At 69.3% G+C, this 16502-nt stretch carries 14 protein-coding genes and 1 riboswitch; of the genes, 3 read left to right on the top strand and 11 right to left on the bottom strand.

Annotated elements, in window-relative coordinates; all coding sequences use genetic code 11:
• Window positions 1-530 precede the first annotated feature (530 nt).
• The 6 genes from ACIQ5Y_RS36615 to ACIQ5Y_RS36590 form a co-directional block, all read right to left on the bottom strand.
• Entirely contained in the window at window positions 531-1940 is a 1410-nt protein-coding gene (locus tag ACIQ5Y_RS36615) for an aminotransferase class V-fold PLP-dependent enzyme (protein WP_403890777.1), read from the bottom strand.
• Between the two features lie 233 nt (window positions 1941-2173).
• Window positions 2174-2290, bottom strand: a riboswitch (SAM riboswitch).
• A gap of 97 nt (window positions 2291-2387) precedes the next feature.
• Entirely contained in the window at window positions 2388-3452 is a 1065-nt protein-coding gene (gene trpD / locus ACIQ5Y_RS36610) for an anthranilate phosphoribosyltransferase (RefSeq protein WP_403890774.1), read from the bottom strand.
• 161 nt (window positions 3453-3613) lie between these two features.
• On the bottom strand, window positions 3614-5245 hold the full coding sequence (locus tag ACIQ5Y_RS36605; RefSeq protein WP_403890771.1) for a cytochrome bc complex cytochrome b subunit: 1632 nt from the start codon (window positions 5243-5245) through the stop codon (window positions 3614-3616).
• Window positions 5242-6300: a Rieske 2Fe-2S domain-containing protein gene (locus tag ACIQ5Y_RS36600; protein ID WP_403890768.1), complete on the bottom strand. Its 1059-nt coding sequence runs from the start codon at window positions 6298-6300 to the stop codon at window positions 5242-5244. Before ACIQ5Y_RS36600 ends, ACIQ5Y_RS36605 begins: the two co-directional genes overlap by 4 nt.
• Window positions 6297-7106, bottom strand: coding sequence for a c-type cytochrome (locus ACIQ5Y_RS36595; protein WP_403890765.1), 810 nt, complete (start codon window positions 7104-7106; stop codon window positions 6297-6299). Before ACIQ5Y_RS36595 ends, ACIQ5Y_RS36600 begins: the two co-directional genes overlap by 4 nt.
• A gap of 77 nt (window positions 7107-7183) precedes the next feature.
• Window positions 7184-7804: a heme-copper oxidase subunit III gene (locus ACIQ5Y_RS36590; protein WP_376658781.1), complete on the bottom strand. Its 621-nt coding sequence runs from the start codon at window positions 7802-7804 to the stop codon at window positions 7184-7186.
• 199 nt (window positions 7805-8003) lie between these two features.
• On the opposite strand from ACIQ5Y_RS36590, the gene ACIQ5Y_RS36585 reads away from it, so the two are divergent.
• Window positions 8004-8405: a hypothetical protein gene (locus tag ACIQ5Y_RS36585; protein ID WP_376658780.1), complete on the top strand. Its 402-nt coding sequence runs from the start codon at window positions 8004-8006 to the stop codon at window positions 8403-8405.
• A gap of 100 nt (window positions 8406-8505) precedes the next feature.
• On the opposite strand, the gene ACIQ5Y_RS36580 is transcribed toward ACIQ5Y_RS36585, so the two are convergent.
• The 4 genes from ACIQ5Y_RS36580 to coxB all read right to left on the bottom strand — a co-directional run bounded on the left by ACIQ5Y_RS36580 (window position 8506) and on the right by coxB (window position 12977).
• The gene (locus ACIQ5Y_RS36580) at window positions 8506-9753 is read right to left on the bottom strand and encodes an Ig-like domain-containing protein (RefSeq protein WP_403890761.1); all 1248 of its coding nucleotides are present in this window, start codon (window positions 9751-9753) and stop codon (window positions 8506-8508) included.
• 124 nt (window positions 9754-9877) lie between these two features.
• Complete coding sequence (locus ACIQ5Y_RS36575) at window positions 9878-10276, bottom strand: cytochrome c oxidase subunit 4 (protein WP_403890758.1); 399 nt, start codon at window positions 10274-10276, stop codon at window positions 9878-9880.
• Window positions 10273-12009 carry a cytochrome c oxidase subunit I gene (gene ctaD, locus ACIQ5Y_RS36570; RefSeq protein ID WP_403890756.1) on the bottom strand — a complete coding sequence of 579 codons (1737 nt, stop codon included), beginning with the start codon at window positions 12007-12009 and terminating at the stop codon, window positions 10273-10275. Before ctaD ends, ACIQ5Y_RS36575 begins: the two co-directional genes overlap by 4 nt.
• Window positions 12006-12977, bottom strand: a complete 972-nt coding sequence (coxB, locus tag ACIQ5Y_RS36565; RefSeq protein WP_403890753.1) for a cytochrome c oxidase subunit II — start codon at window positions 12975-12977, stop codon at window positions 12006-12008. The genes ctaD and coxB overlap by 4 nt, the downstream gene beginning before the upstream one ends.
• 283 nt (window positions 12978-13260) lie before the next feature.
• Between coxB and ACIQ5Y_RS36560 the strand changes: the two genes are divergently transcribed.
• A complete protein-coding gene (locus ACIQ5Y_RS36560) occupies window positions 13261-14640 on the top strand; it encodes a cysteine desulfurase/sulfurtransferase TusA family protein (RefSeq protein ID WP_403890750.1) in 1380 nt (459 codons plus the stop codon).
• A gap of 446 nt (window positions 14641-15086) precedes the next feature.
• Here ACIQ5Y_RS36560 and ACIQ5Y_RS36555 read toward each other — a convergent pair whose 3' ends face one another.
• Window positions 15087-16064, bottom strand: coding sequence for a carbohydrate kinase family protein (locus ACIQ5Y_RS36555; RefSeq protein ID WP_403890748.1), 978 nt, complete (start codon window positions 16062-16064; stop codon window positions 15087-15089).
• 131 nt (window positions 16065-16195) lie between these two features.
• Between ACIQ5Y_RS36555 and ACIQ5Y_RS36550 the strand changes: the two genes are divergently transcribed.
• Complete coding sequence (locus ACIQ5Y_RS36550; protein ID WP_403890745.1) at window positions 16196-16435, top strand: hypothetical protein; 240 nt, start codon at window positions 16196-16198, stop codon at window positions 16433-16435.
• Window positions 16436-16502: the final 67 nt, after the last annotated feature.

Raw genomic sequence — 16502 nt, 5'->3', positions numbered from 1 at the left:
CCGGGCCGGGGCCCCGCCCCTTGCGGGTCCTGCGCGGTGTCCCGGCGGGGCGTCTCCTCGTCCTCGCGCCTGCGGCCGTCGTGAAAGTGCTGAGGCTGGTTGCGCGCTCGTCCTGCGGGGACGCCCCACCGTGCCCCCGCTCCGACAGTCCGGCAAGACCCTGCCCGGCCGGGGCGGGATCGTGCTGTTGGGGTGGGGGTCCGCAGGAGGGTCCCCGCAGGACGAGCGCGCAACCACCCCGCCCCATCTCGCGGTGGCCGCAGGCGCGAGGACGAGGAGACACTCCGGAGGGCCCCCGCCCCAACCCTGCCGGTCCCGCTCCAGGACACCACCCAGCCCCGCCGGCGTTTGAGGCACGGGGTCCGGGGCGGAGCCCCGGCAGCGGCGCCGCACCCGGCAAGACCACGCCACCCCGCCGGAGGCGCGCGGCGCGGGGGCAGCGCCCCCGGCACGGCGCCGCACCCGGCAGCGGAACCCCGCCGGAGGCGCGCGGCACCGGGTCCCAGTACGGTGTCATGCCCCGAAGCGTGTCAGACGGCCGGGACGCAGCGGCCCTCTTCCGTGCGGTACTGCCACTTCGCGCCGTCCGTGACGAGTTCCTTCACCGCGTGGACGAAGCGGTCGACGTGCTCGTTAGGGGTGCCCGCGCCGAAGCTGACGCGGATGGCGTTCAGGGAGCGCTCCCCCGGGGCCGCCTCCGGCGCTCCGCATTCGCCCTGGGCCTGGGGCTCGCTGCCCAGCAGGGTGCGGACCAGCGGGTGGGCGCAGAAGAGGCCGTCGCGGACGCCGATGCCGTACTCGGCGGACAGGGCAGCGGCGAAGTGGGAGCTGTTCCAGCCGTCCACGACGAAGGAGATGACGCCGACGCGCGGGGCGTCGTCCCCGAAGAGCGACAGGACGCGGACCGCCGGGACCTCGGCCAGGCCCGCGCGGACCTTGCCGATGAGCTCCTGCTCGCGGGCCACCAGGGTGTCGAAGCCGGCCTCGGTCAGGGCCCGGCAGGCGGAGGCGATGGAGTAGACGCCGATGACGTTCGGGGAGCCGGCCTCGTGGCGGGCGGCGGTGGTGTGCCACTCGACGTCGACGCCGCCGTCTTCACGGCGGGCGACCTTGCGGGAGGCGCCGCCGCCCGCGAGGTACGGCTCGGCCTGCTGGAGCCAGTCCGCGCGGCCGGCGAGCACGCCCGAGCCGAACGGGGCGTACAGCTTGTGGCCGGAGAAGGCGACCCAGTCCACGTCGAGGTCCTGGACCGAGACGGGGTGGTGCGGGGCCAGCTGGGCGGCGTCCAGCACGATCCGCGCGCCGTGGGCGTGCGCGGCGGCGGCGAGCTCCTTCACCGGCCACAGCTCGCCGGTGACGTTGGACGCTCCGGTGACGCAGACCAGCGCGGGGCCGTACCCCTCTTGAATTGATGCAGTGCGGTCGGCGAGTGCGCGCTCCAGGGTGGCGACGGCCTCGTCCGGGGTGCGGGGGGCGTTGAGGTAGGTGACCCGCGCGTTCGTCCACGGCAGCAGCGAGGCGTGGTGCTCGGTCTCGAAGACGAAGACCTCGCAGTCGGCGGGGAGGACGGCCGCGAGCAGGTTCAGCGAGTCGGTGGTGGAGCGGGTGAAGACGACCTGGTCGGAGGGGCGGCAGTCGAGGAACTCGGCGACCGTGGCCCGGCTCTGCTCGAAGAGGTCGGTGGAGAGCTGCGAGAGGTAGCCCGCGCCGCGGTGGACGCTGCCGTAGTACGGGGCGTACGCGGCCACGTCGTCCCAGACCCGCTGGAGCGCGGGGGCGCTGGCCGCGTAGTCGAGGGCCGCGTAGGTGACCTCGCCGCCGGTGACGAGCGGGACGGTGACGTCCCGGCCGAGGACCGCGAGCGGTTCGGAACAGGCAGGGCCCTCGGCAGTGGCAGCGGCGGAGGCGGTGGCGGCGGCGGTGTTCAGGGTCGCGGACATGGCGGTATCTCCCGGCAGGCAGGGCGGAATGGCTTCGGTGTGCCCGTACGCGGGTACGGCGGCGCTGCGGCCGTCCGGGGTACGGGAGAGACCTCGGAAGGGAAGGCGGGCCCGACGCGGGTACGCGGAAGTGACCCTGATCCGAGGGTTGAAGAAGGGGCGGAGTCGCCCTATCGCATTCGCTTGCTCACGGAAAAAGCTCCTCGAGTAGACCAGGACCCCTGGTTTCGAGGGATCCGCGCTTGCCGTAGGCCTTGTTGCCTACGACCTGGTCATCACCCGGGGCACCCCGCCACGGAAGGAGGGTTGCCGGACAGCAAGCCGGGGCCTAAACGCTGTCACTCGTGACCTGGTCAGCATCCTGCCACATGATCCACCGAACGCAAGATCCCGGTCCACATCGTGGACCGGGATCTTGGCTCAAAACACACGGCCCGCCGCGGGGGGCTACGCGTTGGTGGCGGCCACCCACCGCTCCAGGGCGGCCCGCGCCGAACCCGAGTCGATCGACTCGGCCGCACGGGTGATGCCGGCCGCGATCTCCTCCTCCAGCGTGCCGGTGCCCGGGTCGAGGGCGACCAGCGCCGCCGCCGAGTTCAGCAGCACCGCGTCGCGGACCGGGCCGGTCTCGCCGGCCAGCAGCCGGCGGGCCACGTCCGCGTTGAACGAAGGGTCCCCGCCGGCCAGCGCGGACACGTCGACCAGGTCGATGCCGACGTCGCGCGGGTCGAAGGACTGCTCCGCGACCTTGCCGTCACGGACCCACCAGACGCGCGAGGTGGCCGTGGTGGTCAGTTCGTCCAGGCCGTCGTCGCCGCGGAAGACCAGCGCGGACGAGCCCCGCTCGGCGAGCACGCCCGCCACGATCGGGGCCACCCGGGCATCGGCGACGCCGGTGGCCTGGGCCCGTACGCGGGCCGGATTGGTCAGCGGGCCGAGGAAGTTGAAGGTGGTGCGGATGCCCAGTTCCTTGCGGGCCGCCGCCACGTGCCGCAGGGCCGGGTGGAACTTGACCGCGAAGCAGAAGGTGATGCCGGCTTCCTCCGCGACCTCCACGACCCGCTCCGGGGTGAGGTTGAGGTTGACGCCGAGCTTCTCCAGCACGTCCGAGGAACCGCTCGCGGAGGACGCGGCCCGGTTGCCGTGCTTGACGACCTTCGCGCCGGTACCGGCCACCACGAGCGCGGACATCGTGGAGATGTTCACCGTCTTGGCCCCGTCGCCGCCGGTGCCGACGATGTCCACCGTGCGGCCCGGCACCTCGATGAGGTTGGCGTGCGCGTACATGGCCCGTACGAGACCGTTGATCTCGTCGACCGTCTCGCCCTTGGCCCGAAGCGCGACCGCGAACCCGGCGATCTGGGCGTCGGTGGCCTCCCCCCGCATGATCCGGTCCATGGCCCAGGCGGTGTCGTCGGCACTCAGGTCCCGGCCGGTCAGCAGGGCGTCGAGGACACCCGGCCAGCCGCGGGCCGCCACGCTGTCGCCGCCTGCCGGGGTCACAACGTTCATGGTCCGCTCCTGAGATCCACGTCGAATGGGAAGGGCTTCAGCCTATCCAGCCCCGGAGACGGCAAAGAGCCCCGTCCAGACACTGGACGGGGCTCTCGCCGTGGCGACACCAGGACTGACCGAAATCAGTCCCTCATGCGGTCATGCGGTGTGGCGGGGGATCAGTGGTGGCCGTGGCCGGACTGGATCTCCTTGTACTCCTCCACCGTGGGCTTCGGAATCTGGTTGCCCTCGGCGTAGAAGCCCTTGCTGAGCTTCGCGCGCAGCTTCTCGGTGGCCTTCACCTTGCGCTCGACACCGTTCTCGTCGACCGTCGGGCCGATCTCGATCGGCTTGTACTGCTCGTGCGAGGTGAGCGTGTGCAGCTTGCCCTGCGGCAGCGGCTCGTGGACCTCGACGAACTCACCGTGCGGCAGACGCTTGATGATGCCGGTCTCGCGACCGTGCAGCACCTTGTCGTGGTCCCGGCGCTGGAGGCCGAGGCAGATCCGCTTGGTGACGATGAAGGCGACGACCGGGACGACGAAGAAGCCGATCCGGACGAACCACGTGATCGAGTTGATCGAGAGGTGGAAGTACTGGGCGAACATGTCGTTGCCACCGCCGACGAGGAGCACGATGTACTCCGCGATCCAGGCGACACCGAAGGCCGTACGGGTCGGGACGTTGCGCGGGCGGTCCAGGATGTGGTGCTCGCGCTTGTCGCCGGTGACCCAGGCCTCGATGAACGGCCAGACGGCGATCGAGCCGAGGACCAGCGGGAAGAGCAGCAGCGGGATGAACACGCCCAGGACGAGCGTGTGGCCCCACAGGTTGATCTCCCAGCCGGGCATGGCTCGGATCAGGCCTTCCGGCATACCCATGTACCAGTCGGGCTGCGCACCGGTGGACACGTGGTCCGGGCGGTACGGGCCGAGCGCCCAGATCGGGTTGATCGAGGCGACGGCCGCGACGGCCGCGACGACACCGAAGACCAGGAAGAAGAAGCCTCCGGCCTTGGCCATGTAGACCGGCAGCAGCGGCATGCCGACGACGTTGTTGTTCGTCTTGCCGGGACCCGCGAACTGGGTGTGCTTGTGGTAGAAGACCAGGATCAGGTGGGCCACCAGCAGGCCCATCATGATGCCGGGCAGCAGCAGGATGTGGATCGAGTAGAACCGTGCGACGAAGTCGCCGCCCGGGAACTCTCCGCCGAAGAGGAAGAACGACAGGTACGTGCCGATGACCGGCACGGACAGGATCGCGCCCTCCATGAAGCGGACACCGGTGCCCGACAGCAGGTCGTCCGGCAGCGAGTAACCGGTGAAACCGGTGAACATGCCGAGGAACAGCAGCAGGAAGCCGAAGATCCAGTTGACCTCACGCGGCTTGCGGAACGCGCCGGTGAAGAAGACGCGCATCATGTGCACGACCATCGCCGCGACGAAGATCAGCGCCGCCCAGTGGTGGATCTGACGGATCAGCAGACCACCGCGGACGTCGAAGCTGATGTCGAGGGTCGAGGCGAAGGCCTCGGACATCAGGACGCCCTGCATCGGCACGTACGAGCCGTGGTACACGACCTCGTTCATGCTCGGGTGGAAGAACAGCGTCAGGTAAACACCCGTGAGGATGATGATGATGAAGGTGTAGAGGCAGATCTCACCCAGCATGAAGGACCAGTGGTCCGGGAAGATCTTGCGCATGTTCGCCTTGGCGAGGCTGTAGATGCCCAGGCGGCCGTCCGCCCAGTCCGCTACGCGCTCGCCGGCAGGCGCTTTGCGCGCCTTCGTGTCAGTGGTCGCAGTGCTCATCCGCGCTCCCAGAATGCAGGACCGACGGGCTCTTCGAAGTCGCCGAGCGCTTCGAGGAAGCCTTCGTCATTCACACCGATCCGCAGCTGCGGAAGCGCGTGACCGGCCGGGCCGAAGATGACACGGGCGCCGTCGGAGAGGTCGAAGGTGGACTGGTGGCACGGGCAGAGCACGTGGTGCGTCTGCTGCTCGTACAGGCTGATCGGGCAGCCGACGTGGGTGCAGATCTTGGAGTAGGCCACGATGCCCTCGTGGGACCACGCCAGTTCCTGCTTGTCCTTGATGTCCTCCGGCTTGATGCGGACGATCATCAGGGCGGCCTTGGCGATCTGGACCTGGAAGTCGTGCTGCTCCTCCTCCAGGCCTTCCGGCATGGCGAAGGTCAGCGAACCGACCAGGACGTCCTCGGGACGCAGCGGCTCCATCGTGTTCTGGTTGATGAGCAGCTTGCCCTTGGCCCAGACGGTCTTGCGCAGGCTGTCCTCGGGCAGCGGGCCCGTGTCGCGCAGGAGCATCACGGCGGAGAGCGGCATCAGGGCCAGCGCGCCGAGCAGGGTGTTGCGGATCAGCGGACGGCGGGCGATGCCCGACTCGTTCGCACCGTCGGCGAAGTCCTGCAGGACCTTGGCCTTGACCTCCGGCGGAGCGGCGATCTCGTGGCGCTCGTCGGCGACCTCGACGTCGGACATCAGGGTGCGGGCCCAGTGGACCGCGCCCGCGCCGATGCAGAAGAGGGCCGTGCCCAGGGTCAGACCCAGGGCGAAGTTGAGCGCGCTCACCTTCCCGACGGGGAAGATGTACACGATCTTGTCGACCGGGATCACCACGTACGCGGTGATGAAGGCGACCGTGGCCAGCATCGACAGGGTGAACAGCATCGCGACGGTGCGCTCGGAGCGCTTCGCCGCCCGCTCGTCGATGTCCTGGATGCGCGGCTTGTGGACCGGGAGGCCCGGGTCCGCGAACGGGTCGTCCGCGACCGCTACGCCACCGTGGTGGGCGTCGCCCTGCTCGCTCGGCAGGTGCTTCTCTTCGGGAATCTCTTGGCTACTCATGACTTCTTGGCCTTAGCGGTGTGGGCCGCGACCCAGACGGCGACAGCGATCAGCGCACCCAGGGCGAAGATCCAGCCGAAGAGACCCTCGGAGACGGGGCCGAGGCCACCGAGCTTCAGGCCGCCAGGGCTGACCGACTTCTCGCCGTTCACGTTCTGGAGGTACGCGATGATGTCCTTCTTCTGCTTCTCCGGCATGGTGCTGTCCGGGAAGGAGGGCATGTTCTGCGGGCCGGTGAGCATGGCCTCGTAGATGTGCTTCGGCTCGACGCCCTCGAGGTTCGGGGCGTACTTGCCGTTCGTCAGCGCGCCGCCCTCACCGGTGAAGTTGTGGCACTGCGCGCAGTTGTTGCGGAACAGCTCACCACCCTTGGCGATGTCGGCACCCGCCGGGTTGTACTGCTTCGGGTTCGGCACGGCCGGGCCGGCGCCGAGGGAGGCGATGTACGCACCCAGCTGGTCGATCTGGGCCTGGGTGTAGATGTTGGGCTTCTTCGGCACCTGGGCGCCGGGCTGCTGGGCGGGCATACGGCCCGTGCTCACCTGGAAGTCGACGGCCGCGGAGCCGACGCCGACCAGGCTCGGGCCGTCAGAGGAACCCTGACCGCCGGTTCCGTGGCAGCTTGCGCAACCCACGGCGTAGAGCTTCTGGCCCTCCTCGATGGCGAGGGACTGGGCGGTTTCATCGGCCTGCGCCTTGCCCGCGGGGGCGAAGGCGGCGTACAGCCCCCCAGTGGCCGCCAGCGCGAGGAGTAGAACGACGACCGCCGCCAGCGGATGGCGTCGTCGTGCGGAGAGCTTTTTCACGGATTACCCCGGTGTCAGGATCTTCTGCGTCGGTGTTTCTGGATGGAGTGCCGGACGTGGGTCCGGCGACGGGTTCGCTACTTGATCAGGTAGATCGTCGCGAAGAGGCCGATCCAGACGACATCGACGAAGTGCCAGTAGTAGGACACGACGATGGCCGACGTGGCCTGTTCGTGGGTGAACCTCTTGGCCGCGTACGTCCGGCCGAGGACCAGCAGGAAGGCGATGAGACCGCCCGTCACGTGCAGACCGTGGAAGCCGGTGGTCAGGTAGAACACCGAGCCGTACGGTCCGGACGAGAGGCTCAGGCCCTCGTGCTTGACCAGCTCGGTGTACTCGAACACCTGGCCGCCAATGAAGATCGCACCCATGACGAACGTGATGATGAACCACGTCCGGAGCTTCTTCACATCACCGCGCTCGGCGGCGAAGACGCCGAGCTGGCAGGTGAGGGAGGAGAGCACCAGGATCGTCGTGTTCGTCGCCGAGAAGGGCAGATTCAGGAACCCAGCCTGTTCTGTCCAGTACTCGGGTCCTGTCACGGATCGCAGGGTGAAGTACATCGCAAAGAGGGCCGCGAAGAACATCAGCTCGGAACTCAACCAGATGATGGTTCCGACGCTGACGAGGTTCGGCCGGTTGACCGTCGGGTGCGCGTGCCCGGTATCTACTGTCGTTGCTGTCGCCACGACCGACATTATGTCGGTCGCTTATCCCGCCCTCACCCCGGGGGGTGCCGTTCGGAGTGTCAGGGGCGTGTGCAAGGCCCGAACGGCCCATCAGATGACCCCTGCGCGGGCTCACGTGCGACATGTCCGAACCGATGTTGACAACGCACCGGGAGGAGTAGCATCCCGCGCAACATCAACGTGATTCACGGGAACGTGGAGGAACGAAATGCGGGCGACTGCGCGGGTTCTGGTCTACAGCGACGACGCGGGCACCCGGGAGCAGGTGCGGCTGGCGGCGGGGCGTCGGCCGGCCGCGGACCTGCCGCCGGTGGAGTTCGTGGAGTGCGCGACGCTTCCGGCGGTCCTGACGGAGCTGGACGCGGGCGGCGTCGACGTGTGCGTGCTGGACGGCGAGGCGGTTCCGGCCGGGGGCATGGGTGTGTGCCGGCAGATCAAGGACGAGATCTTCCGGTGTCCCCCGGTGCTGCTGCTGATGGGGCGCCCGCAGGACGCCTGGTTGGCCACGTGGAGCCGTGCGGACGCGGCCGTGACCCTGCCCGTGGACCCGGTGGAGTTCCCCGAGGCCCTGGCGGGCCTGCTGCGCTCCCGGCTGTCCCTGGACGCCTGACGCTCCGACAGGCCGTCTCCGGGGCCCTTGGAGGGCCCCGGAGGGGGCCGGGAGACGGCGGGGGCGCGGGGGTCGCGGGGCCCGTCGGGGCCTCCGGGCCTCAGACGGTGGGGCGCAGACGGGCCTGGTCCATGGGGTTGCGGCCTTCCTGGGTGCCCTTGAGCAGGGAGCTGCCCTGCCGCCAGTCCTTCCAGTCCATGTTCCAGTCGCCGAAGCCGTTGCCGAAGACGTCCATGTCCTCGCCGATGCTGTTGATCACCTGGACGATGTCGCCCTCGGTGATGTTCTCGTAGAACCAGGCGGCGTTGCCGGTGCTCATGCCGGTGCAGCCGTGGCTGACGTTCTCGTAGCCCTGGGAGCCGACGGACCACGGCGCGGCGTGCACGTATTCACCGCTCCACGTCACCCGTGTGGCGTAGTAGACGGGGAGGTTGTAGTACTCGCTGCCGCCGATGCCGACGGTGTCGCCGCGCATCTGGACGTAGTACTGCTTGCCGAGCACCACCTTGATGCCGTTGCGGGTGGAGAAGCCGGGCTTTCCGGTGGTCACCGGAATGGTGTTGATCACTTCTCCGTTGCGCTTGAACGTGAGGTAGTGCGAGGCGGCGTCCGTGGTGACCTCGACGCGGTCGCCGATCTCCAGCTTCAGCGGTTTGGCCCCGGCCCCGTAGAGGTGGTCGGAGATCCTGACGCCTTCCAGGTTGCTCCGTACGGAGACCGTGGTGTTGGCGGGCCAGTACTCCTTGGGGCGGTAGTGCAGGTTCTTGTCGTCGACCCAGTGCCAGGCCCCTTCGACGCCCGTGGGCGTGTCGACGACGAGTCCCCGTTCGATGACGGCGCGGGCGGCCTTCTCCTTGACGGGTTCGCTGAGTTCGGCCGTGATGGGCTGCCCGACGCCGTATTTGCCCGCGTCCGGGCCGAATTCGACCTTGAGGACGCCCTTGGCGGGGGTGGTGTCGAATGCCGCCGTACGCCGCCCCTGGGCGCCCCTGCCGTTCTCCGTGCTCACGGTGACGGTGTAGCGGACGCCCGCGGCCATCGGGACGGTGTTGTGCCAGCGGTCGCCCTTGGCGGACAACTCGCCCGCCAGGCGGCGGCCGTGGGTGTCCACGACCAGCACGTCGGTGATGCGGGCCTCGCCCCCCTTCGTGGTGACTTCGAGGGGCTTGTCGGGGTCCACGGGGCGGCTGCCGACGGTCTGGTTGAAGGCGACCTGATCGCCCGCGTCGTACGGGCGCGCGGACAGCGGGTTGTCGTCGCCCGACCCACAGGCGGTTGCGCCGGCCCCGAGGGACGCGACCAGCACGGAGCAGCTGAGTACCGTCCAAAGACGCGGTGAGTGGTTCATGGGGCCAACGCTATGAAGATATGACAATTCCAGCGCGCGGGATGACTGCAAACGAGGGGCCCGGACTCCTCCATTGGAGGTGTCCGGGCCCCAGGTGCCTCGCGGCGCTGCCGCGTGGTTGCTGCTACTGGTTCGCGTTCTCACCGCGGTAGTACTCGTACACCCAGCCCCACAGGCCGATCACGAGGATCGGGGCCGAGAAGTACATGAGCCACCAGCCGAAGATGACGCCCATGAAGGCGAACGCGCCACCGATGCCCAGGAAGAGCGGCATCCAGCTGTGCGGGGAGAAGAACCCCAGCTCGCCCGCCTCGTCGGCGACGTCGGCCTCCAGGTTGTCCTGGGCCATCTCGTCCACGCGCTTGGCCGTGAAGGCCAGGTAGTAGCCGATCATGGCGGTCAGGCCGAAGGTCAGGAAGAGCGCGGTGGTACCGACGGGCTCCTTCGACCACACGCCGTACACGACGGCCATGACCAGGACGAAGAAGGAGAGCCAGAGGAACATCTTGCCCTGGATCTTCACTTGCCGGCCTCCTTGCTGCCGCCGGTGACGGCCGCCTTGGTTCCGGCGTGGTCCTCGAGGTGGTCGAGGGCCGCGATCTCCGGGTGGTGCAGGTCGAACGCCGGCGATTCACTGCGGATGCGCGGCAGGGTGAGGAAGTTGTGCCGCGGCGGCGGGCAGGAGGTCGCCCACTCGAGCGAACGGCCGTAGCCCCACGGGTCGTCGACCTCGATCTTCTTGCCGTACTTGGCGGTCTTCCAGACGTTGTACATGAACGGAAGCATCGACAGGCCGAGCAGGAAGGAGCTGATCGTGGAGATCGTGTTCAGCAGGGTGAAGCCGTCGGCCGCGAGGTAGTCCGCGTAGCGACGCGGCATGCCCTCGGCACCGAGCCAGTGCTGCACCAGGAACGTGCCGTGGAAGCCCACGAACAGGGTCCAGAAGGTGATCTTGCCGAGGCGCTCGTCCAGCATCTTGCCCGTGAACTTCGGCCACCAGAAGTGGAAGCCGGAGAACATCGCGAAGACCACGGTGCCGAAGATGACGTAGTGGAAGTGCGCGACGACGAAGTACGAGTCGGAGACGTGGAAGTCCAGCGGGGGCGAGGCCAGGATGACGCCGGTCAGGCCACCGAAGGTGAAGGTGACCAGGAAGCCGACGGCCCAGAGCATCGGGGTCTCGAAGGACAGCGAGCCCTTCCACATGGTGCCGATCCAGTTGAAGAACTTCACACCGGTCGGGACCGCGATCAGGAAGGTCATGAAGGAGAAGAACGGCAGCAGCACACCGCCGGTGACGTACATGTGGTGGGCCCACACGGTCACCGAGAGGCCGGCGATCGCGATCGTCGCCGCGATCAGACCGATGTAACCGAACATCGGCTTGCGGGAGAAGACCGGGATGACCTCGGAGATGATGCCGAAGAACGGCAGCGCGATGATGTACACCTCTGGGTGTCCGAAGAACCAGAAGAGGTGCTGCCACAGCAGGGCGCCGCCATTGGCCGCGTCGAAGACGTGCGCACCGAACTTGCGGTCGGCCTCCAGCGCGAAGAGCGCGGCGGCCAGGACCGGGAAGGCGAGCAGGACCAGGACACCGGTCAGCAGCACGTTCCAGACGAAGATCGGCATGCGGAACATCGTCATGCCCGGAGCGCGCATGCAGATGATCGTGGTGATGAAGTTGACCGAACCGAGGATCGTGCCGAAGCCGGAGAAGGCCAGACCCATGATCCACATGTCGCTGCCGATGCCCGGCGAGTGGACCGCGTCGGTCAGCGGCGAGTAGGCGAACCAGCCGAAGTCGGCCGCACCCTGCGGGGTGACGAAGCCGGCCACCGCGATGATCGAGCCGAAGAGGTAGAGCCAGTACGCGAACATGTTCAGCCGCGGGAACGCCACGTCGGGCGCGCCGATCTGCAGCGGCATGATCCAGTTCGCGAAACCTGCGAACAGCGGCGTCGCGAACATCAGCAGCATGATCGTGCCGTGCATCGTGAACGCCTGGTTGAACTGCTCGTTCGACATGATCTGCGTGCCCGGACGGGCAAGCTCGGCGCGCATGAAGAGCGCCATGATGCCGCCGATGATGAAGAACACGAACGACGTGAGCAGGTACATCGTGCCGATGGTCTTGTGGTCGGTGGTGGTGAGCCACTTGACGACCACGTTGCCCGGCTGCTTGCGCCGTACCGGCAGCTCGTTCTCGTACGAGTCAGCTGCGGCGGCACCCTGGGATTCGTTGAGGATGCTCACAGTTTGTTCGTCTCCGCATTCCGGGCCGGGTCGGTCTGCTTGATGCCGGCCGGCAGGAAGCCGGTCTGACCCTTCTCCGCAAGGCCCTTCAGGTACTTCTGGTACTCCGCGGGGGAGACCACAGTGACGTTGAAGAGCATGCGGGAGTGGTCGACGCCGCAGAGCTCGGCGCACTTGCCCATGAAGGTGCCTTCTTCGGTCGGGACGACCTCGAAGACATTGGTGTGGCCCGGGATGACGTCCTGCTTGAACAGGAAGGGAACCACCCAGAAGGAGTGGATGACGTCATTGGACGACAGGATGAAGCGGACCTTCTCACCCTTGGGGAGGACCAGGGTGGGACCCGGGTTGCCCGTCACCGGGTTCTTGTCGCTGGGGACGCCCTTGCTGTAGACGCCCTCGGCGCCCGCCGGGAAGTCCTTGGTGAAGCGGTCCGGGATGGCCGAGAGCTCCTTGGGAACCTCGCCCTTCTTCGGGGTGGCCGCGTCGCCGTCGACGTTCTCGATGTAGTTGAAGCCCCAGCTCCACTGGTAACCGATCACGTTGATCGTGTGCTGCGGCTTGGAGAGCTCCAGCAGCTTCGACTCGTCACGCGCGGTGAAGTAGAAGAACACCGAGACGATGATGAGCGGGACCACCGTGTACAGCGCCTCGATGGGCATGTTGTACCGGGTCTGCGGGGGGACCTCCACCTTCGTCCGGCTGCGCCGGTGGAAGATGACGGACCACAGGATCAGGCCCCAGACCAGGATGCCCGTGATGAGTGCGGCCGCCCAGGATCCCTGCCACAGGGAGAGGATGCGCGGACCCTCCTCGGTTACCGGTGACGGCAGTCCGAGGCGGGGGAAATTTGTCCAGTTATACGAGCAACCAGTGGCGGTCGCCAGGACCACGCCCGCAGTCAGCGCCTGCAGCAGCTTCCGCCGCATCGGGCGCCGCGGCGAGCGGTCGGAGCCGTAGGGACTCACGTAGCGCCTTCCCGAGAGTCTCGGCCCGCGCGGCCGGCCGCGGCCGTGTTCGGGTCGGTCGCCGGCCCTGACGCAGGCAGGGGTTTGGATGTTTATGCGGACCAAACCCTACTGGACGCTATTTGAGGTCGCGCGGGGAGGGTGCCCAACGCGCCGCCAGGGCCCCCGAAGGGATGGATCCGCCGTCCGGGGGACGGATCCGGAACCCCTGAATGGCGGGCTCCGGAAGCCATCTGACGGCCCCTGACCTCGGCGGTCGCCGGGCTGCGGCTAGCGTGCCCGTATGCCGTACTTCGACGCCGCGTCCGCCGCCCCCCTGCATCCCGTGGCACGCCAGGCCCTGCTGGCCTCCCTGGACGAGGGCTGGGCAGATCCCGCCCGGCTGTACCGGGAGGGAAGGAGGGCCCGGCTGCTGCTCGACGCGGCGCGGGAGGCCGCCGCGGAGGCGGTGGGCTGCCGGGCGGACGAGCTCGTGTTCACTCCTTCGGGGACGCACGCGGTTCACGCGGGGGTCGCGGGAGTCCTCGCGGGGCGTAGGCGCGTCGGGGACCACCTGGTCGTGTCCGCGGTCGAACACAGTTCTGTACTCCACGCGGCCGAGGTGCACGCGGGGCGCGGCGGTTCGGTGACGGAGGTTCCGGTGGACCGGTTCGGCGCGGTGGCTCCCGCCGGGTACGCGGACGCGTTGGGCACCTCCACCGCGCTGGCCTGCCTGCAGTCGGCCAACCACGAGGTGGGCACGGTCCAGCCGGTGGCGGAGGTCGCCGAGGTCTGCGGCGAGGCCGGGGTGCCGCTGCTCGTGGACGCGGCCCAGTCGCTGGGGTGGGGCCCGGTGGAGGGCGCCTGGTCGGTGCTCGCCGCCAGTGCGCACAAATGGGGCGGCCCGCCGGGGGTGGGGCTGCTGGCGATCCGCAAGGGGGTCCGCTTCTCGCCCCAAGGCCCCGCGGACGAAAGGGAGTCGGGCCGCTCCCCCGGCTTCGTGAACCTCCCCGCGATCGTGGCGGCGGCGGCCTCGCTGCGGGCGGTGCGGGCGGAGGCGGAGGCGGAGGCGGCCCGACTGCGGATCCTGGTGGACCGCATCCGGCGGCGGGTGGTCCGGCTGGTCCCGGACGTGGAGGTGGTGGGCCATCCCGACACCCGCCTCCCCCACCTGGTCACCTTCTCCTGCCTGTACGTCGACGGGGAGACGCTGCTGCACGAACTGGACCGGGCGGGCTTCTCGGTCAATTCGGGCTCGTCCTGCACCAGCTCCACGCTGACCCCGAGTCATGTGCTGCGGGCGATGGGGGTGCTGTCGGAGGGGAACGTACGGGTCTCACTGCCGCTGGGCACGCCGGCGGAGGAGGTCAACGCGTTCCTGGAGGTACTGCCGGGTGCGGTGGCGGGCGTACGGGAGCGGCTGGGGGTGTCGGTCGCGGCGGAGGTGGAGCCGGTGGCGGACTCCGTCGAGCTCGACGCGCTGGGCCTGCGGTGCCCGCAGCCGGTGATCGAGCTGGCCCGGGCCATCCTCACCGTCCCGGTGGGGGGCACGGTGACGGTCGTCTCCGACGACGAGGTGGCGCGGCTGGACATCCCGGCGTGGTGCGGGATGCGGGGGCACGCGTACCTGGGGGAATCCCCTCGTCCGGCGGGGGTGGCGTACTCCGTCCGCCGCCTGCTGTGACCTGCCGGTGGCGAGCGGCGCGGCTGCCCCCGGGGCCCGGCTCGGTTGGCGGAGCCGTGTGGTGCGGCGCCGCCGTGCCCCCACCCCGGACCCCCGCGCCTCAAACGCCGGCCGGGCCGGTTTGCCTCCGGCGGCGCCTCAAACGCCGGCGGGGCTGAATTTCGGCTGCCGCCGTCGGCCAGGCGCGGCTTGTACGCCCGCAGGGCGAACCGGCCCGGCCGGGGGGCAAGTCCAGCCCCGCCGGCGTTTGAGGCGCGGGGGTCCGGGGGCAGCGCCCCCGGCAACGGCGCCGCACCCGCGGGACCCGGGCGGAGCCCCGGGACCAGGCGTCGAGGGCCGGGCATCCGGGGCCCGGGGTGTGGCCCGAGGGTCGGGGCCCGGGGCCCGAGGTCAGGGGGCAGTGGCCCCTGGCCCGGGGCCCCGGGTCAGGGGCCAGGGGCCCGGGGTCAGGCCGACAGGTGGGACTGGACTTCCGTCGCGGCCTCGTCGCCGTAGGCCTTGGTGAAGCGCTCCATGAAGTGGGCGCGGGCCAGGGTGTACTCCTGCGTGCCCAGCGTCTCGATGACCAGGGTCGCCAGCATGCAGCCCACCTGCGCGGCGCGCTCGAGGCCGACGCCCCAGGCGAGCCCCGTCAGGAACCCGGCGCGGAAGGCGTCGCCGACACCCGTCGGGTCGACCTTCGCGTTCTCCTCGGGGCAGCCGACCACGATCGGCTCCTCCCCGACCCGCTCGATCCGCACGCCCTGCGCGCCCAGCGTGGTGACCCGGGTGCCGACCTTGGCCAGGATCTCCGCGTCCGTCCAGCCGGACTTCGACTCGATGAGGCCCTTCTCGTACTCGTTCGAGAAGAGGAACGTCGCGCCCTCCATCAGGGTGCGGATGTTCTCGCCGTCCATGCGGGCGATCTGCTGCGAGAAGTCGGCGGCGAAGGGGATCCCGCGCGTCCGGCACTCCTCCGTGTGGCGCAGCATCGCCTCGGGGTCGTCGGCGCCGATGAGGACGAGGTCCAGCCCGCCCACGCGGTCGGCGACGGACTTCAGCTCGATCAGACGGGCCTCGCTCATCGCGCCCGTGTAGAAGGAGCCGATCTGGTTGTGGTCGGCGTCCGTGGTGCACACGAAGCGCGCGGTGTGCAGCACCTCGGAGATCCGGACGGACTCGGTGTCGACGCCGTGCCGGTCCAGCCAGGCGCGGTATTCGTCGAAGTCGTAGCCGGCGGCCCCGACCAGGATCGGGCGGCTGCCGAGCTGCCCCATGCCGAAGCAGATGTTCGGGCCGACACCGCCCCGTCGGACGTCGAGGTTGTCGACGAGGAAGGAGAGGGAGACCGTGTGCAGCTGGTCCGCGACCAGCTGGTCGGCGAAACGGCCGGGGAAGGTCATGAGGTGGTCGGTGGCGATGGAGCCGGTGACTGCGATGCGCACGGCGTGGACGCTCCTGCGGAGGACGGCAAGGGACAGTCAAAACTACCGGGTGAGCGGCCCATAGCCGAACGTCTGAAACTACCCCGTAGTAGCTCTTTCTTCGCATGAGCCGCGGTGCCTACGGTGCCTCCATGACCTACACCGACGGTTTCGGCTACTCCGAGTACACCTCCGAGCGGCCCGGCGCGGAAGGCTCGCGTCAGTCCGGTTTCGCCGGGCTGCTGGGCGACTGTGCCCGGATGGCCCCGCATTGGGCGGTTCCGGCGGGCCCCAGGCCGGCCCGCGTGGCGCCCTCGCAGATCCACGGGATCCGGGTCCCGGCGGCCTCGGCCCGGCTGATCGCCGGCACGGCGGCGTACGGGGACCAGTAGCGGGGAACCGGTTGCGCGTCTGTTCCGTCACACCCGCATCAGGCATGCGGGACCGGTGAAGGAGCGA

The organism is Streptomyces sp. NPDC096339, from assembly GCF_044762985.1.
In the GTDB taxonomy this organism is placed as follows: Bacteria; Actinomycetota; Actinomycetes; order Streptomycetales; family Streptomycetaceae; genus Streptomyces.
The sequence above is the reverse complement of the archived record's forward strand: the minus strand, read 5'-3'. Positions and strand labels throughout refer to the sequence as shown.

Coding starts and splice junctions, on each gene's coding strand:
- ACIQ5Y_RS36615 (WP_403890777.1), bottom strand. CDS start 1,940: ATGTCCGCGACCCTGAACACCGCCGCCGCCACCGCCTCCGCCGCTGCC.
- trpD (WP_403890774.1), bottom strand. CDS start 3,452: ATGAACGTTGTGACCCCGGCAGGCGGCGACAGCGTGGCGGCCCGCGGC.
- ACIQ5Y_RS36605 (WP_403890771.1), bottom strand. CDS start 5,245: ATGAGCACTGCGACCACTGACACGAAGGCGCGCAAAGCGCCTGCCGGC.
- ACIQ5Y_RS36600 (WP_403890768.1), bottom strand. CDS start 6,300: ATGAGTAGCCAAGAGATTCCCGAAGAGAAGCACCTGCCGAGCGAGCAG.
- ACIQ5Y_RS36590 (WP_376658781.1), bottom strand. CDS start 7,804: ATGTCGGTCGTGGCGACAGCAACGACAGTAGATACCGGGCACGCGCAC.
- ACIQ5Y_RS36585 (WP_376658780.1), top strand. CDS start 8,004: ATGCGGGCGACTGCGCGGGTTCTGGTCTACAGCGACGACGCGGGCACC.
- ACIQ5Y_RS36580 (WP_403890761.1), bottom strand. CDS start 9,753: ATGAACCACTCACCGCGTCTTTGGACGGTACTCAGCTGCTCCGTGCTG.
- ACIQ5Y_RS36560 (WP_403890750.1), top strand. CDS start 13,261: ATGCCGTACTTCGACGCCGCGTCCGCCGCCCCCCTGCATCCCGTGGCA.
- ACIQ5Y_RS36550 (WP_403890745.1), top strand. CDS start 16,196: ATGACCTACACCGACGGTTTCGGCTACTCCGAGTACACCTCCGAGCGG.